At 41.7% G+C, this 22,311-nt stretch carries 20 protein-coding genes; 17 read left to right on the top strand and 3 right to left on the bottom strand.

Annotation, left to right across the window (positions count from 1 at the left end; all coding sequences use genetic code 11):
* Together ACO08K_RS25025 and ACO08K_RS25020 are read right to left on the bottom strand one after the other, a co-directional pair.
* Positions 1 to 957, bottom strand: a complete 957-nt coding sequence (locus ACO08K_RS25025; protein WP_421799222.1) for an MBL fold metallo-hydrolase — start codon at positions 955 to 957, stop codon at positions 1 to 3.
* Positions 958 to 961: 4 nt separating this feature from the next.
* Positions 962 to 2,296 carry an MFS transporter gene (locus ACO08K_RS25020; protein ID WP_421799221.1) on the bottom strand — a complete coding sequence of 445 codons (1,335 nt, stop codon included), beginning with the start codon at positions 2,294 to 2,296 and terminating at the stop codon, positions 962 to 964.
* Between the two features lie 624 nt (positions 2,297 to 2,920).
* Here ACO08K_RS25020 and ACO08K_RS25015 point away from each other — a divergent pair.
* The 5 genes from ACO08K_RS25015 (at position 2,921) to ACO08K_RS24995 (ending at position 10,054) form a co-directional block, all read left to right on the top strand.
* Positions 2,921 to 3,769 (top strand): polysaccharide biosynthesis/export family protein, encoded by an 849-nt coding sequence (locus ACO08K_RS25015; protein ID WP_421799220.1) that lies wholly within the window; start codon positions 2,921 to 2,923, stop codon positions 3,767 to 3,769.
* Positions 3,770 to 3,787: 18 nt separating this feature from the next.
* Positions 3,788 to 6,115: a GumC family protein gene (locus tag ACO08K_RS25010; RefSeq protein ID WP_421799219.1), complete on the top strand. Its 2,328-nt coding sequence runs from the start codon at positions 3,788 to 3,790 to the stop codon at positions 6,113 to 6,115.
* A gap of 52 nt (positions 6,116 to 6,167) precedes the next feature.
* Positions 6,168 to 7,634 (top strand): exopolysaccharide biosynthesis polyprenyl glycosylphosphotransferase, encoded by a 1,467-nt coding sequence (locus ACO08K_RS25005; RefSeq protein WP_421799218.1) that lies wholly within the window; start codon positions 6,168 to 6,170, stop codon positions 7,632 to 7,634.
* A gap of 27 nt (positions 7,635 to 7,661) precedes the next feature.
* Entirely contained in the window at positions 7,662 to 9,017 is a 1,356-nt protein-coding gene (locus ACO08K_RS25000) for a lipopolysaccharide biosynthesis protein (RefSeq protein WP_421799217.1), read from the top strand.
* A 71-nt stretch (positions 9,018 to 9,088) separates the two neighbouring features.
* Entirely contained in the window at positions 9,089 to 10,054 is a 966-nt protein-coding gene (locus ACO08K_RS24995) for a glycosyltransferase family 2 protein (RefSeq protein WP_421799216.1), read from the top strand.
* A gap of 42 nt (positions 10,055 to 10,096) precedes the next feature.
* Here the strand turns inward: ACO08K_RS24995 and ACO08K_RS24990 are convergent, their stop codons facing one another.
* Complete coding sequence (locus ACO08K_RS24990) at positions 10,097 to 10,348, bottom strand: hypothetical protein (RefSeq protein WP_421799215.1); 252 nt, start codon at positions 10,346 to 10,348, stop codon at positions 10,097 to 10,099.
* A gap of 70 nt (positions 10,349 to 10,418) precedes the next feature.
* On the opposite strand from ACO08K_RS24990, the gene ACO08K_RS24985 reads away from it, so the two are divergent.
* From ACO08K_RS24985 to ACO08K_RS24930, 12 genes are all read left to right on the top strand, one after another.
* The gene (locus tag ACO08K_RS24985) at positions 10,419 to 11,348 is read left to right on the top strand and encodes an O-antigen ligase family protein (RefSeq protein WP_421799214.1); all 930 of its coding nucleotides are present in this window, start codon (positions 10,419 to 10,421) and stop codon (positions 11,346 to 11,348) included.
* A gap of 14 nt (positions 11,349 to 11,362) precedes the next feature.
* A complete protein-coding gene (locus ACO08K_RS24980; RefSeq protein WP_421799213.1) occupies positions 11,363 to 12,220 on the top strand; it encodes a glycosyltransferase family 2 protein in 858 nt (285 codons plus the stop codon).
* A 62-nt stretch (positions 12,221 to 12,282) separates the two neighbouring features.
* Complete coding sequence (locus tag ACO08K_RS24975; protein ID WP_421799212.1) at positions 12,283 to 13,476, top strand: glycosyltransferase family 4 protein; 1,194 nt, start codon at positions 12,283 to 12,285, stop codon at positions 13,474 to 13,476.
* A gap of 25 nt (positions 13,477 to 13,501) precedes the next feature.
* On the top strand, positions 13,502 to 14,620 hold the full coding sequence (locus ACO08K_RS24970; RefSeq protein WP_421799211.1) for a glycosyltransferase family 4 protein: 1,119 nt from the start codon (positions 13,502 to 13,504) through the stop codon (positions 14,618 to 14,620).
* A 41-nt stretch (positions 14,621 to 14,661) separates the two neighbouring features.
* The gene (gene rffA / locus ACO08K_RS24965) at positions 14,662 to 15,792 is read left to right on the top strand and encodes a dTDP-4-amino-4,6-dideoxygalactose transaminase (RefSeq protein ID WP_421799210.1); all 1,131 of its coding nucleotides are present in this window, start codon (positions 14,662 to 14,664) and stop codon (positions 15,790 to 15,792) included.
* Between the two features lie 18 nt (positions 15,793 to 15,810).
* On the top strand, positions 15,811 to 17,010 hold the full coding sequence (locus ACO08K_RS24960; protein WP_421799209.1) for a glycosyltransferase family 4 protein: 1,200 nt from the start codon (positions 15,811 to 15,813) through the stop codon (positions 17,008 to 17,010).
* Positions 17,007 to 17,738 carry a WecB/TagA/CpsF family glycosyltransferase gene (locus ACO08K_RS24955; protein ID WP_421799208.1) on the top strand — a complete coding sequence of 244 codons (732 nt, stop codon included), beginning with the start codon at positions 17,007 to 17,009 and terminating at the stop codon, positions 17,736 to 17,738. The genes ACO08K_RS24960 and ACO08K_RS24955 overlap by 4 nt, the downstream gene beginning before the upstream one ends.
* Positions 17,738 to 18,511, top strand: coding sequence for a glucose-1-phosphate cytidylyltransferase (rfbF, locus tag ACO08K_RS24950; RefSeq protein WP_421799207.1), 774 nt, complete (start codon positions 17,738 to 17,740; stop codon positions 18,509 to 18,511). The genes ACO08K_RS24955 and rfbF overlap by 1 nt, the downstream gene beginning before the upstream one ends.
* 101 nt (positions 18,512 to 18,612) lie before the next feature.
* The gene (locus ACO08K_RS24945) at positions 18,613 to 19,359 is read left to right on the top strand and encodes a hypothetical protein (RefSeq protein WP_421799206.1); all 747 of its coding nucleotides are present in this window, start codon (positions 18,613 to 18,615) and stop codon (positions 19,357 to 19,359) included.
* 39 nt (positions 19,360 to 19,398) lie between these two features.
* Positions 19,399 to 20,454 (top strand): NAD-dependent epimerase/dehydratase family protein, encoded by a 1,056-nt coding sequence (locus ACO08K_RS24940; protein WP_421799205.1) that lies wholly within the window; start codon positions 19,399 to 19,401, stop codon positions 20,452 to 20,454.
* Positions 20,441 to 20,992, top strand: a complete 552-nt coding sequence (rfbC, locus tag ACO08K_RS24935) for a dTDP-4-dehydrorhamnose 3,5-epimerase (protein ID WP_421799204.1) — start codon at positions 20,441 to 20,443, stop codon at positions 20,990 to 20,992. Before ACO08K_RS24940 ends, rfbC begins: the two co-directional genes overlap by 14 nt.
* 33 nt (positions 20,993 to 21,025) lie before the next feature.
* The gene (locus tag ACO08K_RS24930; RefSeq protein WP_421799203.1) at positions 21,026 to 22,294 is read left to right on the top strand and encodes a methyltransferase domain-containing protein; all 1,269 of its coding nucleotides are present in this window, start codon (positions 21,026 to 21,028) and stop codon (positions 22,292 to 22,294) included.
* The last annotated feature ends 17 nt before the right edge of the window (positions 22,295 to 22,311 follow it).

The raw sequence follows: 22,311 nt of genomic DNA, 5'->3' as shown, positions 1-22,311 counted from the left end.
CTATACACTGGCTTGAAGGGCAAACCACATTTCTTTGTCTTTTTCAGCCGTCCAAATGTTGGGATGTTTGATGCCTTGTGCCTCCTCGTAAGCACGGGTCACGTTGAAGGGCATACAATGCTCAAAAATAACGTAGTGGCCAAAAATTGGTTTCATCTGGGCGTAGATTTCGCGGTAAGCATCGGTCAGGGATAAGCCCTTCACTACAGCTGCTTTGGCGGTATCGAGCAACATGGCTACGTAGTTTTGGGTACTCTCGATGGCTGCTTTGACCTCTGCGGAGTTCATCAAGGCATTTCCACGCCCTGGCACCGCTGTTTCGGCATGAAGTGCACTGATTTTTTGCAGGGTTTGTGGCCATTCTTCCAATTGGGCATCTCCGCAGTAAGGAGTGGCACCGTATTCCAACAAATCGCCGCTGAATAATGCTTTGCAATCGGGCACCCAGGCAACGATGTCTCCACGAGTATGGCCTGCACCGAGGTGTTTAAGTTCAACTTTTCTCTTTCCAAGGTGAATCGTCATGCTATTGGCAAAAGTCTGAGTAGGGTAGGTCAGATGGGGAATGCTTTCCACCGAGCGAAACAGACGTGGAAAACGATCCGTTTCACTTTTAAAATCTTGTTCACCCCGCTCCAGGATCATTTCGTAAGTCTGTTCTGAAGCGATGATTTCAGCGGCCTTGAATGCGGACGCACCCAGCACGCGCACGGCGTGATAATGGCTGAGTACGAGGTATTTGATGGGTTTATCGGTTACTGTCTGGATTTTTTCGATCAAAGCTTTGGCCATCACCGGGGTTGCCTGAGCTTCCATCACCAAGACGCTATCATCCCCAACTACTACGGCGCTGTTGGGATCGCCTTGGGTGGTGTAGGCGTACACATCTTTAGCGATTTCGAGGAAACTGATTTGCTTTTCCTCCTGATCGGCTACGCTGGCAAACTGTTTTTGCATGATCTTAATTTTTCCCTACGGTTTCTTTCAAAAAAGGATTGATGATCAAAGCAAGCACCACTAACCCCAGTGGATACAGCAACCCAATATAAGGTGCCAATAGCGCCCCGACAACCAGGTTTGCTTTCAGAAATTCAGTAACCAATGGAGTAGCTCCACCGATGACACCATTGCCAATGTTGTGGGCAAAGCCCATGCTGGTGTAGCGGGTTCTTCCTTCAAAAAACTCGGTCATGAAAACCCCCATCGGGCCATATACCAAAGCGCTGGACAACATATTGACAAAACAAAGCAAAATGAACAAAAGCGTCAGGCCAATGCTGATGGAATGAGGCTCAGTCAAGTGGCCGGGATTGCCCAGCGTATTGAATAAGTAAAAAGAAAGCGGAATTGAAATCATCCCAAGCAATATCCCGGCGTAGATCACTTTTTTTCGGCCAATCCGGTCGCTCAAAGCTCCAGCCCATTGAAAGAAGGGTGTACCCAGGAGCAGCGCCGTCGCTAAAATGATAAAACTGAGTTGTTCCTCAATTTTTACAGCTCTTTGTAAAAAATAAAGGGTGACGAACTGGGAGGTTTGCATGATGGAGCTTTGAGCCGCGTTGCCACCAAAAATGAGCATCAGAATCAATCGCCATTTGGGGAAACTGTTGAGGGATTCGCGAATGGGGGATTTGGAAACATTGCCACTGTCTTTTAATTGGCTAAAAACTGGGGTTTCTTCCATCCTTCTCCGCACAATGTAAGAGAAAAACACCAAAACAGCACTTGACAAAAAAGGCAAACGCCAACCCCAGGCATTGAAACTTTCGGGGCTCATTAAAGACTGGGTACCAATGACCACCAATAAACACAGCAACAATCCGACTGGCACTGTGGCCTGGATAAACCCGGTATAAAAACCGCGTTTGTCGGCAGGTGCATTTTCAGATACGTAAATAATGGCTCCAGAATATTCGCCACTGAGGGCAAAGCCTTGAGCCAGGCGCAAAACCAGTAATGACAAGGGGGCCAGCCAACCAGCTTGCTGGTAGGTAGGTATCAAACCAATTAAAAAGGTAGCACCCCCCATCACTAACAAGGACAACAAAAAAGTCTGCTTGCGGCCTTTGCGGTCGCCCATACTCCCGAAGAATAAAGAACCCAATGGGCGGATGAAGAACGATGAGCCTACAATGGCTAAGGTTTCCAAAAAGTAGGTGCTTTCTCCACTTGGAAAGAGTTGGCTGCTAAGGGTTTTGGCCAAAATCACCGCTAAAAAAAGATCATACCATTCCAACAGTGTTCCAGTAGCCGAGGCGATGATGGCCAAACGCATATTGGCAGAGGTAGCAGACATCAGGGTTCCTAATTTAGGTGAAAAATAGGGTGTTTAAGAAAAAAGTAGTGTTCAACTTTTCCATACCGGATAAAACTAGTATCTAATGTTGATACACCAAATTTTATGCGCAAAAATATCCTGAAGGATTACAACTTCATCGGTCCATAGTTTCTCCGAAGGGTATAATTGGTAATCTTCTTCTTACGCTGTTAATATTTTTTTTAACGGCAGGTATTTTATTTTTCAATTTTAACCCCTATATTTGTATTTTAATCGTGCTTTTGCACAAAAACCTTAATCAAATTAAGTTAATTTAAATGTTATGTAATTGTTCTCCCCCCCCTGATTTACATTGTTTTTAATTTACTCTTTTTTCATATATTGACTCCCAACACTACCTTTGTACAAAGATTTCCCTTGCACTGTTCACACTTGTGAGTATTTACTATTACGCTAAAACTAATTCAATTTTGGTTCAAAAATGGTTGTCTGCTTTGCAGTGGTAACCAGTGGCTTGTTATTGGATTTATTCTAATGATGTGCATCCAGGCTTTCACAATTAAGACAATCTGAATTTCCTTTAGGGCAGCTGCCTTGAGGGCTGGGTAAGCTTTGCGTACAGGAATGTACAGCGACTTATCAATGGCGAAGCCATATCTCGAAAAAATTGATTCGTTCCTTGGTGGAAAAACACTGTTAATATATTTAAAAATGCGCATTTGTTCAATATCAATTTGGGTTTTTATTTTGCTTGTTACTGGTTCAGGCTGTTTGTCACATAAACAATTGGTAAGTTATCAGGAAAATTTCCCCGATACTACCCAATTGCTTACTTACAAGTTACCAGATATCAAAATTCAGCCCAATGACGTGTTATCAATTAAGGTTTTCGGCTCCGAAATGGAGCTTGTTGCCCCCTTTAATATAACTTCTAGTCAGCAGAGTGAGAGTTTTGTCAATATCGAAGCCATCCAACTGACGGGGTTTCTGGTGAATCAACAAGGAATGATTGATTTTCCGGTTTTAGGGAGGCTGAAACTGGAGGGGCTAAGCGTTACGGAAGTTAAGGATTCACTGGTGGAAAGGCTGAAAACATACCTGAAAGACCCAGTAGTCAACGTGAGGTTACTAAATTTCAGGGTGACTGTTTCAGGGGAAGTTCGTAATCCAGGCGCCTTTAATGTTGTCAACGAGCGCATTTCTGTACTTGATGCATTAGCCTTGGCTGGTGATTTAACCGATTACGCGGATCGAAGAGACATTTTGCTTGTTCGGGAAAGCAATGGAGTGCGGTCATTGAACCATATTAACCTTCAATCAGCTGATTTTTTTCATTCAGAGTATTACTTCCTTAAACAGAATGATTTGATTTATGTAAAGCCCTTGAGGGCCAAGGCTGGTGCTGTCCAAGACCAGAGTTCTAAGGCGGTGCCTATTTTGTCTGCGGCGGCAACAGTAGCCGCAGTATTGATTGCCCTTTTTAAAAAATAACACTAGAAACATTGTACCATGAACGAATTTGACTATCAGAAAGCGGTGTTACTTAACCAAAGCGGAAATGATTCTGCGGAAGGTCAAATTGATTTCTTCGGAATGTTCAGGAATTACGTTCTCAACAAATGGTACATCTATCTAGTTTGCGGTATCATCAGCTTGGGACTGGCCTATATCATTTACAAAAAATTGCAGCCAGTTTATCAAATTACCAGCAAACTATTGATCAGAGAACGTGAAGAGAATTCCGGATCAGATGATGATTTCCTCAAACGCAATTTGCTGCTTTCGGCAACCTCGGATAAGGCCAGCAATGATATTGAAATCTTGACTTCTTTTTCCCTGATGACATCTGTAGTGGAAAAGTTGGGCCTTGAAACCAGGTATTTCTGGAAGGACAAATTATCGGAACGTGATGCGTATAAGGACTTCCCAATTGTTGTTGATTCCTTTTTACTAAACCACATCGACAATACCACTTTTGAAATAACCCCGGTCAACAAATACACCTTTAAGTTTTCTCAGGGATCCAAATCTGGAACCTACAATTTTGGCAAACTATTCTCAAATGAATTTGGGAAATTCCGCATTTCCCGAGTTGAATCTTCGCGCCTGGCGCCAGGAAAAACCATGCATGTTGAGTTTTTGGATGCCAAAAAAGTTGCAAAGAAATACCTGGATAATTTAAATATTGAGCTGAGCAGCGAGAAAAACAACTCCTCGGTTAGGATTTTGACTATGGTTGACGAAGTTCCGCAGCGAGGCATAGAGGTATTGAACAGTTTGATGGAAAAATTTGACCAGGTCAAAAGCCAGGCAAATACCGACATCACCCTTAAAACCCTCGAACTGTTGGATGGCCGGATTCGGGACATTAGCCAGGAACTGGAATCTGCGGAAAGCACCCTGGAAGCTTTCAAACTGAACAACGAAATTATCTCGTCAACCACATCTGATTTAGAAACAACATTGGGAGATGTAAAAGACCTGACCAGGGAACAACGAAATTTGGAGCTGCAATCAAGAATGCTCCAATCGGTAAGTTCAGAGCTGAGGGATACCAGTGACAACTTTAAAATGCTTCCCATCAATCCCTCTTTGTACGATGGCAAGGTACTTAGCTTGATTCAGCCTTATAACGACCTCGTTTTGCAAAGAGAACGGCTTTTGATGTCAGGTCAACCCTCCAATCCGGTTGTACAATCGACGAATCAAAAACTGAGAAGTTTACGCAATTCAATCGTGGCCGCAATTGGCAACATGCAAGATGATATTGAACTGAATTTGAGTAAACTCCAAAACCAATATGATAAATCCAATAGCCGATTGCGCAGCGTACCCATGAAAGAAAGAGGTTTGGCAGATAAAATGCGTACTCAAGGGGTAAAAGAAAACCTTTATGTGTATTTGTTGCAAAAGAGAGAGGAAGTATCCATGGCTTTGGTGAGTGATTACGCCAACTCGATGATTGTAGATCCACCGTATAGTTCGATTGATCCGGTTGGATTAAAAAAGGTGCAGATTTTTGCCGGAGCTGGCTTGGCCGGGATGGCCATTCCCTTTTTCCTGATTGTCCTCCTTGACTTTTTTAAAGGGGCAATTCGGACGGAAAAAGACATCAAACAAATTCTTCCAGAGAATAAAATCCTGGGGGTGGTCAATCACCAAAACAAAAAAAGCCAACAGCTTTTGATAGGCGATCCACAGAATTTAGCCACTGAGCGGTTCCGAACCATAAGAACGAACCTGCAATTTTACAATCGGGAGAAAACCAAATGTATTATGGTTACCTCCAGTACAAGTAACGAGGGGAAAACTTTTATTGCTACCAACCTGGCCCGGAGTTTTGCCCTTGGCAAAAGAAAAACGGTAGTTGTCGATTTCGACCTGAGGAGGCCTTCCGTTAATAAATTTTTCAATGGGAATGCAGAAATCGGCCTAAGCAATTTCTTCCTGAATGAATTGAAGTTGGACGAAGTCATCCAAATTTCAAGTGAAATCCCCAACCTGCATTTCATTTCAGGAGGACCGGTTATTGTCAACCTCCTGGAAATCATTACTGAGGAACAATTGTCCAACTTGTTTTTCTATCTGAGAGAGAATTATGAGGTCATCATTGTTGATTGTTCCCCAATTGGAATCATCGCCGACAGCATTTTACTTAATAAGTATGTGGACAAGTCCTTGTTTGTAATACGTTCGAGTTATACAAAGAAGGTCATGATTGAGAAAGCCAAAGAATTTTTCGAACAACATAAATTAGTTAACCCTTCCATCATTTTTAATGGTGTGAAAAAACAGGATGACGCCTATGGATATACCTATAACCATTACAGAAACTAATTTTCCAGTTATGGAATGAACAACCAACCAGTTTAAATTAATTATTCTCGCCATGAATCATTCACTTACACAAATGCCTGTTTTACGCAAACAGGTCATTCACCAACATTCACACCAAGCTGACCCAGGGAAGCTGGAAAGAGACACTGCCCGGCAACTTACACTTGCAGTTTTTTTTGATTGGGTAATCTTGAATCTGTCTTTGCTTGGTTTTTTATTGCTCCAAGTTCCCTTTAGTCAGCTAGCTGGCCGGGAAATGGCCAGGGAATTTAATCTAATGTTTCTTATTTTCAATTCAATCTGGTTTATCTATCTCCCATTTACGGACACTTACCGGGTGTTTGAGGGAGCTAGATTGGATTTGAAAATCAGGGATTTATTTTGGAATACCTTGATTTTTTTCGGACTAATCACCCTGGTTTATTACCAGTTTTTTTTCCAGGCCTTCCAGGTACATTTTTTGATGCAGTCTTTTTCTGCATTCATGCTCCTTTCAACCGTTTCCCATTATGCCTTTCGGTATTACAACCGGAACAAGGTTATTGATTTGACCTATGCGGTGGTAGGAGGAGGGAACACCAACCTTAAATACCTGGATAAAGGGCTTTCGTCCATTTATGGAGATGGAAATGTGTCATGTTTAGGGCGCTTTGCTCAGGAAAACCTTCCCGGTGTTCCCAGTTTAGGCACCTATGATGACATAGAAACCTACCTGGTAGAAAACCATTACCACATCAAGAAGTTATTTTATTTCTACAGCGACTTGCCCAAACAGATGGTGCAACGCATCATTCAACTTTGCCGGAATAATTACATCGATTTTGAAATTGTGCCAATTGGTGTTGACTTTTTTGAACGCGGTGTTCATGTGGAACAGTTGGCGCACCTACCGATTGTGCGGCGAAAAAAGGAACCTTTGTGCATACCCCATAATAAATTGCTCAAACGTTGGTTTGACATTTTATTCAGCATCATGGTGCTCCTGGTGATTTTGCCATTCTTTCCCATTATTGCTTTGTTGATCCGGCTTGAATCAAAAGGCCCCGTTTTTTTCATACAAAAGCGGACTGGTTACTGGAATAAACCTTTTGGTTGCATCAAATTCAGGACCATGACGGTCAATGAACAAAGTGACCAGAAACAGGCGGTCAAAAACGATGCCCGGGTTACCAAGATTGGGGCCTTTTTAAGGAAAACCAATATTGATGAGTTCCCGCAGTTCTTCAATGTGTTATTGGGCGACATGTCGGTTATTGGTCCAAGACCACACATGATCAAGCACACGGAAATTTATTCCAATTTGATCGACAAATACATGATTCGTCATGAGGTGAAGCCGGGAATTTCAGGTTGGGCTCAAGTTAATGGCTGGCGTGGCCCTACCGAAGAGCTACACCAGATGGGCAAACGTGTGGAATTTGATGTTGATTACATTGAAAACTGGAGCATCTGGTTCGATTGTAAATGCATTTTCCTGACGGTATTCAACATGTTGAAAGGAGAGAAAAATGCATTCTAAATCCAGGAAAATAGGGGCTTGCCAAAAATGAAAGGGGAAACTGAAAGTTATACGTCAGGAACGAGAGACAGGAATTTTAACAAGCAGGTTTTTATCTCTTTAATCCTAAAAGGTGCAAGTGTAGCACTCAATTTGTTGCTGGTTCCACTATACATTCAGTTTCTCGGGCAAGAACTTTATGGGGTATGGGTTACCCTTATTGCTAGCGCCAACTGGATCATTTTTATGGATATCGGTATTGGAAATGGTATGCGGAATAAACTATCCGAAGCTTTGGCACTGGGTGATTTTGATGCTGCCAGGGAATATGTATCTACTGCCTATATTTCGCTTGGCGCAATAGTGATCACCATTGCAGTGCTGACGGTTTCATTGTTTAGTTTTTTAAACTTCCAGGCCATTTTCAACACAACTGTTATTGATGCCCATCAATTGAAAGTGGGTGTTTTAATCGTGGTGCTGAGCATCATTTTTAATTTCTTGCTAAGTCTGACGAATGCTGTTTTGAATGCCCTCCAGAAAAATAGTTTCATTTCGTTGGGGCTGATCATTGGGAATTTTCTAATGCTGCTTGTTTTTTTGCTGTTTTCGAATTCCATTTCCATGGAGTCCAGGTTTTTGTTTGTTGCAAAATGGTACAGCCTTTCGTTGATGGCCGGGTCGATTTTGTTGAGCTATTTTACGTTTAAATACAATCCCCGCCTGATCCCAAGTTTTCGATTTTTCGATAAAGATAAAATCAGGAGTATCGCCAACCTCGGTGGCCGCTTTTTTATCCTTGAGGTATCGGTGGTGGTTGTTTTGACGACAGATAGCCTGATCATTTCCCAACTGTATGGTGCTGCTGAGGTTACCCCTTATTATGTGACCCAAAAAATTTTTCAGGTTGCTACAATTCTTGCAAGCATTTTGGTTCAACCGCTTTGGTCAGCCAGTACGGAAGCCTTCTCAAAAGGTGATTTGGACTGGATAAAAAACAAGCTGAAATTCTTGCTTAAGGTATTTGTAGGGTACGTTGTACTGGTACTTGGGCTTATCTTGTTTTTTCAACCCATTAAAAACATTTGGGTTGGAGAAACAGTGGTCGTGCCCGAATCCCTAAAGTGGTTTATGGGCCTTTATGTTGTGTTGTGGTTTTGGAACAATATTTTTAATAAAGTTTTGAATGGACTGAGCGTATTGTACACCCAAATACTGGTAGCGGTAGTGGGTATCGTCATCAATATTCCCTTGTGTTTTCTTTTTGCAAAAACCTTTAATATGGGATTGGGCGGCATTGTCATGGGGGCAATCGTAATCCTGGTCATAGCCGCTTGTATCTATCCTGTTCAAAGTTATTTGTTGCTGGAAAACAAAGCAAAAGGTATCTGGGCCAAAAAATAGTTTATGGCTGATGCATTTTAGCCAAGCAACTAATTCAGCTAGTCCGAATTCTTAAAGTAAAATCTTTCATCATGTCATCAAGCAATCATCTCCCAATAGTAAGTGTCGGTGTGCCAAGTTACAATCGGGTGGAGTCTCTGGAAAGAGCAATCGATTCTATTTTGGCACAAACTTATCAGCATCTAGAAATTGTGATTTCGGATAATGCTTCTACTGATCAGACCGAAGATTATGTTAGGGAGCTGATGAAAAGGGAACCGCGGGTTCGGTACTATCGCCAGCCAGTAAATTTTGGCTTGGCCCGGAATTTTGAATACGTTCTGGAAAAAGCCACCGGGAAGTATTTTATTTTTCTGGCCGATGACGACACCTTTGAGCCTGAGACCATTGAGAAATACGTTGACTTCATGGAAGCTAATCCCGACTATTCACTGGTTAGTGGGGATTTTGACCTTGTTGATGAGGGGAAATTAATTTTTCGAGAGTTAGCGGTTGATTACGGAGGGTCTATTCCAATTCTACGTACCCTCAAGTTTTATGCTGAAGTAACCCTGGGGTCCATTTTTCATGGTTTGATGCGCCGGGAACAGGGCCAAAGAATCCCTTTTTATTCTACCCTGGGCGCTGCCTGGCATTTTGTGGCGAGTTTGGTTTACCAAGGCAAGGTAAAACGACTTGATTTTGTTGGCTACAATAAGGAAGCGGGTGGTGTATCTGCGGGTTTTCATGGCTATGCCAGGAACTTAGGCGAAAAAAAGATCTGGGGCTATTTCCCAATTCTGAAAGCAGCCAAGGATACCATTAGTGAGATTGGTTGGAGCAACCGTGTCTACCACGATCTTAACCCATTGGTCAGGGTGATAGCGGGATGCGCAGGATGCTTGCTGATTTTAGGACATTATGGTTTGGTGATTAAACCCAGAACCTGGGCCGGAAAAATTTTGAGGACGCTACACATTAAGACTCCTAATGAAAGGCGATTCCAAAAATTAACCACCAACTTGTCTCAGGAACAAAAGACGCAAGCTAGTTCCTAATGGGCTTGAAAAACCTTTATTCATGAAGCGAAGCAGGATAAATTATTTATTGACTTTTCTTTTTTTGTTGTTGGGGGCAAAATCCAATATCCTGTCATCCAGCAATTTGCTGTGGTTCATGGTTCTGCTTTCCTTTCTCTTTGTGGCCTTGAAATTCAATGCATTAACCAAGAAAGAATTGAGGATATTTGGCGGGTTTTCAGCCGCTTTTTTTGCATTTATTTTGATTAGGAATGTAGTGTTTAATACCCTGCCCATGCCGTTTTTGGTCAGTGATGTGCTTTTTTTATTCAAGTTTCTTTTTTTGTGTTTTTTATTTGTGGCTATTTTAAAACATGAAGTCAGTCAAAACCTTGTCAAAGTAATGACTGATTTAACCCTAGTTTCCTTTTTCTTTTTTGCCTGTCAATTGATTGTAGGGGAGTCTTTTTTCAATTTTATCAAAATGTTTCATTTGACTCCTGGTGAACCTTATAGCGAAATTTTTTCCAATTGCCTGATTTTTACCTACACCAAGGAGTTACATGATTACCGAAACTCGGGCTTTGTGTGGGAGCCGGGGGGCTTTGGTTGTTTTTTGATTATTACGCTGATGTTGAATTTATTCATCAACAAATTTAAGTTTGACCGCAGTTCCATTATTCTCATCATCGGGGTCATTACAACTGTTTCTACAACAGCTTACCTGGCGTTATTGATCATCTTGTTTATGGTATACCGTTTCAGAAACCGGAAAATTAATTTTGGAATAATCCTGATGATCCCACTTTTGGTGCTGATCATGATAAAAACGCCATTTATAGGCGAAAAAATAGTGGCCCTTTACAGCAGCGATATGGATAAACTGGAAAACATTGACCACTTGTCGCGCTATTATGATAAAATAGAAATGCAAATGCGTTTAAACCGTTTCGCGAGTATCACCTACATCTATAATTTATTCGGACACAAACTGATTTTGGGAGTTAGCAACATGTATGATGAATTGATGAATAAGGTATACAGTGTCAATATATCCAACGGTATTATGGATTTTATGGCCAAATATGGCGTAGTTGGTTTTTTATATTTGATGAGTTGCTATGCAAGATTTTGCAAAAGGAATGTAAAGTACATTGAATGCGTGGTCTACTGTTTATTGGTCATTGTTGTACTGGGTTTTGGTTCTCCAATCTTAACCACACCGATAGTACTGATGTTTTTATTCCTCCCTTATTACAAATTACCCAACCCTATTTATGTACTGGTTAAAAGGCCAGTTCTGTTAAATAGTGAATATTCTTCTGCAAACTAAGTTGAATAACGCTTATGAAAATTGCTGTTTTGTTGGCAACATACAACAGGAAAGACAAAACGCTTACCTGTTTGAGCAATCTAAAAGATCAGGAAATCCCCAATGACCTGGATTTGGAAGTATTTTTGACGGATGACGCTTCCTCTGACGGGACAACCCAGGCAATTCTGGAACAATATCCAGATACCCATGTCTACCATGGCAATGGTCGTTTGTTTTGGGCTGGAGGAATGATCCATTCATGGACGAATGCGCTCTCTTCCAATGCAGATTATTATTTGCTATTGAATGATGATACTTTCTTGCAAAGGGATACAGTAAGGATAATGTTGCAAAGTTGTATTGACCATTATGCCAAACATGGCCAGCAAGCCATTACTGTTGGAACAACCAAAGACCCAAATTCTGAGGAAATTACCTATGGAGGTAGAAAATTGTATTCAAAATATCAGCCTAAAAGTTACCGGGTGCAACCCCAAGCGCATAGCATAGAATGCGACATGGCCAATTCGAACATTATGCTGGTTCCTGCTGAAATTGTGGCTAAAATTGGCATTTTGTCGAAGGAATTCACCCATGCGATTGCTGATTTCGATTATACCCTAAGGGCCAAAAAGGCTGGGTTTTCGGTAATTGTTGCACCAGGTATTCTTGGATTCTGTGCCAATGATCATGAGAAAAACTGGAAATCTGGCCAGGTGAAACTTTCAGAACGAGTTAAATATTTGTATAGTGTAAAAGGCCTGGCTTATAAAGAGTATTTGTTATTTATAAAAAAACATTTTCCGCTAAACTTACCTGCATCTTTCCTCAAGTTATGGGTGAAGACTTTATTTCCTATTGTATATGACCTATTCAAAAAAACAGCTTGAATGTTTTTTCCTGCTTTCCCAAAATGGTACAAGGTTTTTCCTCATGTCCAAAACTGTTTTAGATGAAAATTTTGATCATTCACTCATTTTATCGGGAAACGGGTGGAGAAGACAATATGGTGCTTGGAAAAATAGCTTTACTTCAAGACGCTGGTTTTATTGTTGAACTTTTGGCATTCCAAAACCCTACGCACTTTTTGAGTGCAATTGTTGATCTATTTTTTCTGCTTTTCAATGTGGCTTCATTTATAAAAACAATAAATAAGATAAGCAAATTCCGACCGGATATCATTCATTTACACAATTGGCATTTTGCTGCTTCACCTTCCGTTATTGTAGCTGCTCATTTTTTAAAAACACCATTGGTAATGACCGTGCACAATTTTCGATTGCTGTGCCCGTCTGCCATACTTTTTCATAAAAATGAACTTTTTTTAGAAAGCTTGAATGAAAAATTTCCCTGGACTGCCGTTAAAATTGGGGCCTATCGAAACTCAAGCTTGCAGACCTTTTGGTTAGCTTTCAGCGTTTTTTTGCATAAAAAATTAAAAACCTGGCAAAAAGTAAGCAAGTTCATTGTCTTTTCAGAGTTCATGAAAGACGTCTTTTTACAATCTAATTTTGGTATTTCTGCCGATAAGTTTGTCGTTAAGCAAAACGCTATTATTGACCCCAACCATTGGGCAAAAAATGGCAGAGGCAAATATTTTGCATTTGTAGGCAGATTAGTGGTTGAAAAAGGGATTGAAGTCCTCTTGGAGGCCTTTGCCAACACTGATTTTCAACTGCATATTTATGGTTATGGCCCTTTGACGCAAAGGGTGAGAGATTTTGCAGAACTACATCCAAACATAAGTTACAAGGGAGCACTGCCGCATGATGACTTGTTTGTAGAATTACGCAAATGTAGCGCACTTATATTTCCTTCGATCTGGTATGAAGGAATGCCCCTGACCGTAATTGAAGGCTTTTCAACGGGCACACCGGTTATTGCGAGTAATTTGGGGGCTATGTCAACAATGATCCGTGACCACTACAATGGATTGCATTTCGAAGCTGGGAACCCACAAGATTTAGCGCAAAAATTGGCTTACTGGAGTGCCCTTCCAGAAGAAGCAAAGGAGCAATATTCCCAAAGAGCAAGAGCCACATATGAAGAAAACCATACTCAACAAGTCAATCTACAACGTTTGACGGCCATATACAAGGAAGCGATAAATGAATACCAATTGAAACTTCAGTCAATCGACAAGTGAGTAACACGTATAAAATTATAGTCCCGTGAAAAAAGTAGCCATCATTCAGAGAACCCTGGTTCAGTATCGACGAGAGTTCTTTGATGGACTGAAGAATGCCCTTGCTGAAGAAGGTGTGGAACTGACCTTGATTTATGGAAAGCAGAACAGCGAAGAAGGACTGAAAAATGATGAAGTCGAGCTGGAATGGAGTAAGTACGTCCCCAATAAAGAGATCAAATTGGGCAACCGAACCCTGATTTGGCAACCTTGTTTGCAGGAATTGAAAGACAAGGATTTAATTGTGGTTGAATCTGCAAACAAATTGATTTTGAATTATCTGTTAATGGTCCAAAGGCGGCTTTCCAATGTCAGGTTAGGCTTTTGGGGGCATGGCAGAAACAGGCAGGATAATGCGAATAGTTTCGCCAATCAATTCAAATATCTTTTTTTGAAACAATGCGATTGGTGGTTTGCCTATACCAGCGGAGTTAAAGATTTTCTTGTTGAAAAAGGTTACCCAGGGGAACAGATCACCATTGTGCAAAATGCAATAGATACCCAATTTATTCAGCAGGAATATGCCCAAATTACTGACCTGGAAGTGGCCGCACTGAAAGAAGAATTGGGTATAGAGGGAGATCAGGTTTGTATCTTTTGCGGAGGAATTTATCCAGAAAAACGGATTGATTTTTTGCTGGAAGCTTGTTTGAGGATTAAACAGGAAGTGCCCAATTTCCAGATGATCTTTATTGGCTCGGGTGTAGATGCCTCTAAAATAACCCAGGCTGCCGCCAGGCATTCCTGGATTCATTATGTAGGTCCAAAATTTGGCAAAGACAGGGTTAAATATTTCAAAATTTCAGCCCTCTTTCTTATGCCCGGTCTGGTAGGCTTGGGAATATTGGACGCATTTGCACTTGAAACCCCAATCGTGACTACCCACTACGAATTCCACAGCCCGGAAATAGAATACCTCGAACAGGGGAAAAATGGCTTAATCGTTGACAATACTATCGATCATTACAGCCAAGCAGTTACCCAACTTTTGCTTAGTGGAGATTATAAACAGATGCTAGGAAACTGTAGGGAGAGTGCTAAAAAATACACGATTGAAACCATGGTCGAAAACTTTAAAACGGGCATACTGAAAGCTCTCAATTGATTCTCTCTCAATAAACCAATTGTTGAACCCTAATTATAAAAATGGAATCGAAAATCCCATTCAATAAACCATTTCTTACCGGAACGGAAGAACACTACATTGGTCAGGCCTTGAAGTCTGGAAAACTTTGTGGTAATGGAGCTTACACACAAAAATGTCAGCACTTTTTTGAATCGCATTATCACTTCCACAAGTGCCTTTTGACAACTTCCTGTACCGATGCCCTGGAAATTGCCGCCATATTGCTTGACATCGAGCCCGGAGATGAGGTCATCATGCCTTCCTACACTTTTGTATCCACCGCAAACCCCTTTTTGTTAAGAGGGGCAAAAATTGTATTTGCGGATTCCCGAGCAGACCACCCTGGAATTGACGAGAGCAGCATCGAAGCATTGATCACACCCAAAACCAAGGCGATTGTAGTGGTTCATTACGCAGGAGTTGCTTGCGATATGGACGCCATCATGGACCTTGCCAATTCCCATGGATTGTGGGTAGTGGAAGATGCGGCCCAAGCCATTGACGCGTATTACAAAGGCAGGCCTTTGGGTGGAATTGGCCATTTAGCTGCTTTTTCTTTCCACGAAACGAAGAACATCATCAGTGGGGAAGGTGGATTATTGGTGATAAATGACGAACGTTTTGTCAAACGTGCTGAAATCATTTGGGAAAAAGGAACCAACCGCTCTGCGTTTTTTAGAGGGGAAGTGGACAAGTATGGTTGGGTGGACATGGGATCTTCCTTTTTACCCTCCGAGATCATTGCTGCCTTTTTATATGCCCAGCTGGAAAGCCTGGCCGCCATTCAAAAAAGAAGATTAGAAATCTGGGAGAGGTATTACGAAGGCTTGAAGGATTTTGCCGGGGAAGAAAACATTCAGCTTCCTTACATTCCGAAATACGCTACGAACAATGGGCATATGTTTTACCTGGTTTTAAAGGATTTACAACAACGAACAGACCTCATTCAGAAACTTAAGCAAAAAGACATTCACGCGGTTTTCCATTATTTATCATTACACAAAAGCTCCTTTTATGCAGACAAGCACGACCAGCGGCAACTAAGCAATAGTGATGGATATACAGATTGTTTGCTTCGATTACCCATGTTTTATGACCTGACTGAACAGGATCAAAACCGGGTTGTCGAGGCAATAAAATTTAATTGTTAATCTGTAAGGATAAGTGATATGAGAATATTATTCATTCATACTTTTTACCGATTCAAAGGTGGGGAGGATAATTTGGTCCTTGATGAAATGGCATTGTTACAGGACGCGGGATTTACGGTTGAGCTATTGAAATTTAAAAATCCAGGCACTTTCCTGGGTGCTCTACTGCCAGTTTTTTTTCTGCCATTTAACCTGTTTTCATTTTGGGCCACTGTAAAAAAAATCCGCAAATTTCAGCCCGATGTTGTGCATGTACACAATTGGCATTTTGCAGCCTCTCCCTCGGTTATTGTAGCGTGCCACTTTTGCAAGACTCCAGTTGTATTGTCCTTACACAATTACAGGCTCATCTGTCCCTCAGGAACACTTTTGCACAATGGAGAGCTGTTTTTGGATAGCATTACGAAAAAATTCCCCTGGAAAGGAGTGCGCCTTGGAGTATATCGTGACTCTGTTATTCAGACCTTCTGGTTGGCTTTCACCGTCTATTTGCATAAAAAACTAAAAACCTGGCAAAAAGTGAGCGCTTACATTGTCAACTCAGAGTTTGAGCTTAAAGTTTTTATGCAATCGACCCTGGGAGTTCCGAAAAACAAGTTTTCGCTTAAAAACAATTCTATTCCCGACCCATCATTTGAAAAGGAAATCAAAAGGAATGACCATTTTTTATTCATTGGAAGGTTTGTATCTGAAAAAGGTGTAAAGGTGTTGTTGGAGGCATTTTCTAAAGCCCCATTTAAACTGGTGATTTATGGTTATGGCCCAATGGACCAAGAGGTCAGAAATAGTACACGCTTGCATCCAAACATCAGCTACCTGGGAGCTTTGCCCCACGATAAATTATCTGAGGAATTGCGCAATTGCAGCGCCCTTGTTTTCCCCTCTATTTGGTATGAGGGAATGCCCTTAACGTTATTGCATGCTTTTTCCACCGGAACTCCAATCATCGCCAGTAACATCGGTGCCATGTCATTCATGATTGAGGATCACCACAATGGACTGCACTTTAGAATGGGCGATGCAACCGATTTAGCTCAAAAATTGGAGTACTGGAATAACTTGCCCGAAACGGAAAAAGAAGCATACGGACTAAGATCAAGGAAAACATATGAAGATGGTTACACTCCAGAAGGCAATTTAAAAAGCCTACGCTCCGTGTACGAAGGGGCGAAAAATGGAGTTGCTTGCAATTTGGATTACTACAACAGTTACCAATGAACTATACATCTACTCCATTTTTTGATTTCAGGCTTTTTTCAGGATCACTAGATGAACTCGTTTCTGATCAGAAAATTCTGGTCAATACGCTCAATCAATACTCTTATTGCATCGCAGAAAAAGATCCTGAATTTAAAAAAGCGCTCCTTAACTCAGAAATATTGCTTCCCGATGGGGTAGCTATTACGGCCTCTATTCGCTTTTTAAGCGGAGAAAAAGTACCAAAAATTGCTGGTGCTGATTTACATGATTACTTGTTAGCCTACCTGAATAATAAAAGTGGAAAATGCTTTTATTTGGGGTCTTCAGAAGAAGTATTGTTGGAAATTCAAAACCGCCTTAAAAAAGAATACCCCCGAGTTAGCGCAGGTTTTTTCTCCCCACCCTATAAAACTTCGTTCACAGCGGAAGATAGTCAAGTGATGATTGAAGCTGTTAATGCTTTTCAACCGGAGGTATTGTTTGTAGGCATGACCGCTCCAAAGCAAGAAAAATGGGCCTACCAATTTCACAAAGCTTTGGATGTCAGAATAACCTGTTGCATTGGCGCTGTCTTTGATTTTTATGCAGGAAGCATGAAGCGCCCAAGCCAGTTGTGGATTAATTTGGGATTGGAATGGTTCGGAAGGCTGATTAGTGAGCCAAAACGACTGTGGCGACGATACCTCTACTACGGTCCCATCTTTATCTATGGAATGATTAAAGCAAAAATTAAAACAGCACCATAATGAAAGCAATTATTCTAGCCGGCGGCCTTGGTACCCGCTTATCCGAAGAAACAGTCCTCAAGCCAAAACCCATGGTTGAAATTGGTGGAAAACCTATTTTATGGCATATCATGAAAATATATTCTCATTATGGGGTGAATGATTTCATCATATGCTGTGGATACAAAGGGTATGTAATTAAGGAGTATTTCGCCAATTACGCCCTCCATCAATCTGATGTGACTTTTAACCTGGAAACCAACACCATTGAAGTGCACCAAAAAAGGGTTGAGCCCTGGAAAGTTACCCTGGTAGACACTGGAGAGGATACCATGACAGGAGGGCGACTCAAACGGGTGAGCAGCCACATTCAGAATGAGGAAGCCTTTTGTTTCACCTACGGAGATGGTGTGGGAAACATTAATGTCAGTGAATTGATTGATTTCCATTTTAAACATGGAAAAGACGCCACCGTTACTGCAACGTTTTTACCTGGCCGTTTTGGGGTCATGGATATCCAAAAGGAACAAGTCAACAGCTTTATGGAAAAACCCAAAGGCGAAAGTTCATTGATCAATGGTGGTTTTTTTGTTTTGTCGCCCCAAGTACTTCAACGCATTGAAGGAGACCAAACATTTTGGGAGCATGAACCCCTAACTGGCTTGGCTGAAGATGGCCAGTTGATGGCCTATCGACATGATGGGTTTTGGCTTCCCATGGACACCTTACGTGATAAAAATGAACTCCAACAAATGTGGGAATCAGGCAAGGCACCCTGGAAGGTTTGGCAATAATCACAATACCCCTATTCCTATTGACTGACTCCAATTTTTTTGACTATTCCTATTTCCATCTGTGAACATTTTATTACCTCAATCATCAAACAGCTATCAGAATGGAAACAAGCACTTTTACCAGAGCTTACCTCCTCCCTACGATTGTATTTTTCTTGTTGATTTTTCCTTATTCACTGTTATTTATTCAAACACAAGAACAAATTGAGAACCTCACTGTAGAAGATGGAATTGTTGAAAACTTATCTGCTTTGTTCTATTTTATTGCAAGTTGTATATGCATTTTGGTCTTTATTAAATCCAGATCTGCTGAGAAAATTTACTTCCTAAAAAGCAGAAGGAATTATTTTTATCTCGGACTAGGGCTCCTTTTCTTTTTTTGTGCAGGTGAAGAAATCAGTTGGGGCCAACGCATCATTGGAATTTCCACAACAGAATGGCTTGCTGATCACAATCTGCAAGGAGAAACCAATCTTCACAATTTAAAAGTTCTTTATGCAAAGGATAGAAGTACTACTGGCGAGGTACAATTAGGCCTTAGCCATTGGTTGTCACCTGAAGGAATTTTAATCTTATTTTGGCTGGGGTTCTGTTTGTTTATTCCTACAATCAACGCACTATCCCAGAAGGTAAGGAATTTCACCGGTAAAATTTATTTTCCACTTGTCCCACTTTGGGTCGGTCTCTTCTTTGTATTGAATCAAGCTATCTACACGCTATTTAAAGCAAAGCAACTATTTCCAGTTCACCCGATGGCTGAATTTAAGGAAACCAATTGCGCCTTTCTTTTTATGGTTGCAAGTTTTTCATTGTATATGCTGTACAAAAAAAACACGCAACCAAGCTAGGCAGTGTCGAATTATACAATCAATTCATATCGTTTCACCATGAAAATACTCATCACAGGTAACCTCGGCTACGTTGGCCCAGGTATTGTCAAAGAATTTCGAAAATTTCACCCCGATGCTTTCCTCATTGGTTATGATATCGGATATTTTTCCAAATACATTACCAGCAATACAATCAGCCCTGATTCGCTACTCAATGCACAGTACTACGGAGACGTACGGCAATTCCCGGAACACTTGCTGGAAGGGGTGGATGTAGTGGTCAGCTTGGCCGCGATTTCCAATGATCCAATTGGCAATCGCTTCGAAGAGCCTACTCTGGAGATCAATTACAAGGCCAATATTGAAATCGCCAAAATGGCCAAAAGGCAAGGGGTGAAAAAATTCATTTTTGCTTCCAGCTGTAGTGTTTATGGAAGTGCTGAAGACGCACCCCGGGTTGAATCTTCTACGCTAGATCCTCTAACGGCTTATGCCAAGTCTAAAGTAATGTCTGAAGCTGGACTGGAAGGACTTGCTGCGGAGGATTTTCAAATTACCTGTTTGCGCTTCGCAACTGCCTGCGGCATGAGCGATCGTTTGCGCCTGGACCTGGTGCTCAACGATTTCGTAGCCGGAGCCATAACCTCCGGCAAGATCACTATCCTCAGCGATGGCTCACCCTGGCGGCCACTGATCAATGTTTTGGATATGGCCAGAGCAATCCGTTGGGCAGCAGAACGCGAGAATCGAAATGGAGGAACCTTCATTACCGTGAACACAGGAAGCAATCAATGGAACTATCAGATCAAAGACTTGGCTTTAGAGATTCAGAAAATCTTGCCAGGAATTGCCGTATCCATCAACCCCGATGCACAACCTGATAAACGGTCCTATCGCGTGAGCTTCGACCTTTTTGAATCATTGGCGCCACATCATCAACCGCAATATCAACTTCAGGATACTGTGAAGGGATTGATCCAAGGGCTGGAATCTATTCACTTTCAGGACGCCAATTACCATCAGTCCGAACTGATTCGGTTAAATGTCATTAAGGATCTGCTGGCTCGCCAAACCATGGATAGTCAACTAAAGCTGGTGTATGATTTTTCATGAAACAGTATTGGAAGGTGCTTACATCATTGATTTGGAGCCGTTCAGTGACGAACGAGGTTTCTTTGCACGTACCTTTTGCAAGCGGGAATTCGCCACTATCGGCCACAATAAAGAGTTTGTCCAGTTTAATCATTCGCATTCGAATCAAAAGGGGACTTTGCGCGGCTTGCATTTTCAAATGCCGCCGCACGCCGAGATCAAATTGATCCGCTGCATCAAAGGCAGTGTTTTCGACGTTATCGTTGACCTTAGGCACCAATCGCCAACTTTTTTACAGCATATTGGGGTTGAATTGTCCGAACAAAATATGCGAATGATTTACGTGCCAGAGGGTTTTGCCCATGGATTTCAAACCTTGCAGGATCATTGTGAACTCATTTACCACCATACAGCCTTCTATGCACCTGGTTCAGATGGAGGTGTTCGTTACAACGACCCTAGAATCGAAATAGCATGGCCTCTGGAGGTAAGCACCATTTCTGAAAAAGACAAAAACCTTCCTTTACTTTCTGATGCTTTTGAAGGCATCGCATTGTGATTTTTTTGATTGGAATTTATAATATCAACTTTTATGCAAACACAAACCCAAAAAAACGACCCATCGGGTAGCAGTAAATGTCGCTTTTGTGCGAATGAATTGAAGTTTGGTGTAGTCGATTTAGGCATGTCGCCTTTATGCCAAAAACACGTTAAACCAGAACAAGCCAATGAGGCTGAAAAATTTTATCCTCTACACGCCTATGTTTGTCATGAGTGCTGGTTGGTACAATTGGAAGAGTTTGCCGCACCGGATGAAATTTTTTCCGAGGAATATGGCTACTTTTCTTCTTACTCAGATTCTTGGCTGGAGCATGCCCGCTTGTATACGGAGTTGATGATTGACCGTTTTGGCCTCAATTCGGATAAGCTAGTCGTGGAAATTGCCAGCAACGATGGATACCTTTTACAGTGGTTTGTCCAAAAAGGGATCCCAGTTTTGGGGGTTGAACCCTCCGGGAATGTGGCTGCTGCAGCCCGTGAAAAAGGCATTCGGACCGAAGGAATGTTCTTTGGTACTCAAACCGCTCACCATTTGGCCAACCAATATGGCAAAGCCGATTTGTTGTTGGGAAACAACGTATTGGCCCACGTTCCTGACCTAAATGACTTTGTGCGGGGGATGAAGGAAATGTTGGCTCCAGGTGGGGTGATCACCATGGAGTTTCCTCATTTACAAAGGTTGATCGAAGAAAACCAATTCGATACCATTTATCACGAACATTTCTCCTATTTTTCCTTTGTAGCGGTCAATCGGGTTTTTGCACACCACGGCATTACTTTATTTGATGTTCAGGAGTTACCTACCCACGGAGGCTCTTTGCGTATTTATGGCCGCCATACCGACGATGAATCCAAACCGGTCAGCGATAGCGTAGCCGAACTTATTCAACGTGAGCAACAACTTGGGATGGAAACCCTGGAGTATTACGCAACTTTTGAAGAAAAGGTCAAAGAAACCAAACGTAAGCTCCTCAGTTTTTTAATCGAAGCAAAAAGGAATGGGAAAACGGTGGTTGGTTATGGCGCCCCAGGGAAGGGCAATACACTCCTGAATTATTGTGGTATTCGCACCGATTTTATGGATTATACCGTTGATCGGAGCCCTCATAAACAAGGAAATTTTCTTCCTGGAACCCACATTCCAATTTACGCTCCAGATAAAATCAAGGAAACCCGTCCTGATTATGTATTGATCCTTCCTTGGAATCTCAAAAAAGAAATCAGCCAACAAATGGCGCATGTACTGGATTGGGGAGGGAAATTTGTAATCCCAATTCCTGAGGTCCAGGTCTTGGATTAGCAAGGAGCTCTTTTTAT

The sequence above is a fragment of the Haliscomenobacter sp. genome (genome assembly GCF_965225875.1).
In the GTDB taxonomy this organism is placed as follows: domain Bacteria; phylum Bacteroidota; class Bacteroidia; order Chitinophagales; family Saprospiraceae; genus Haliscomenobacter.
This window is presented reverse-complemented; position numbering and strand designations above follow the sequence as displayed.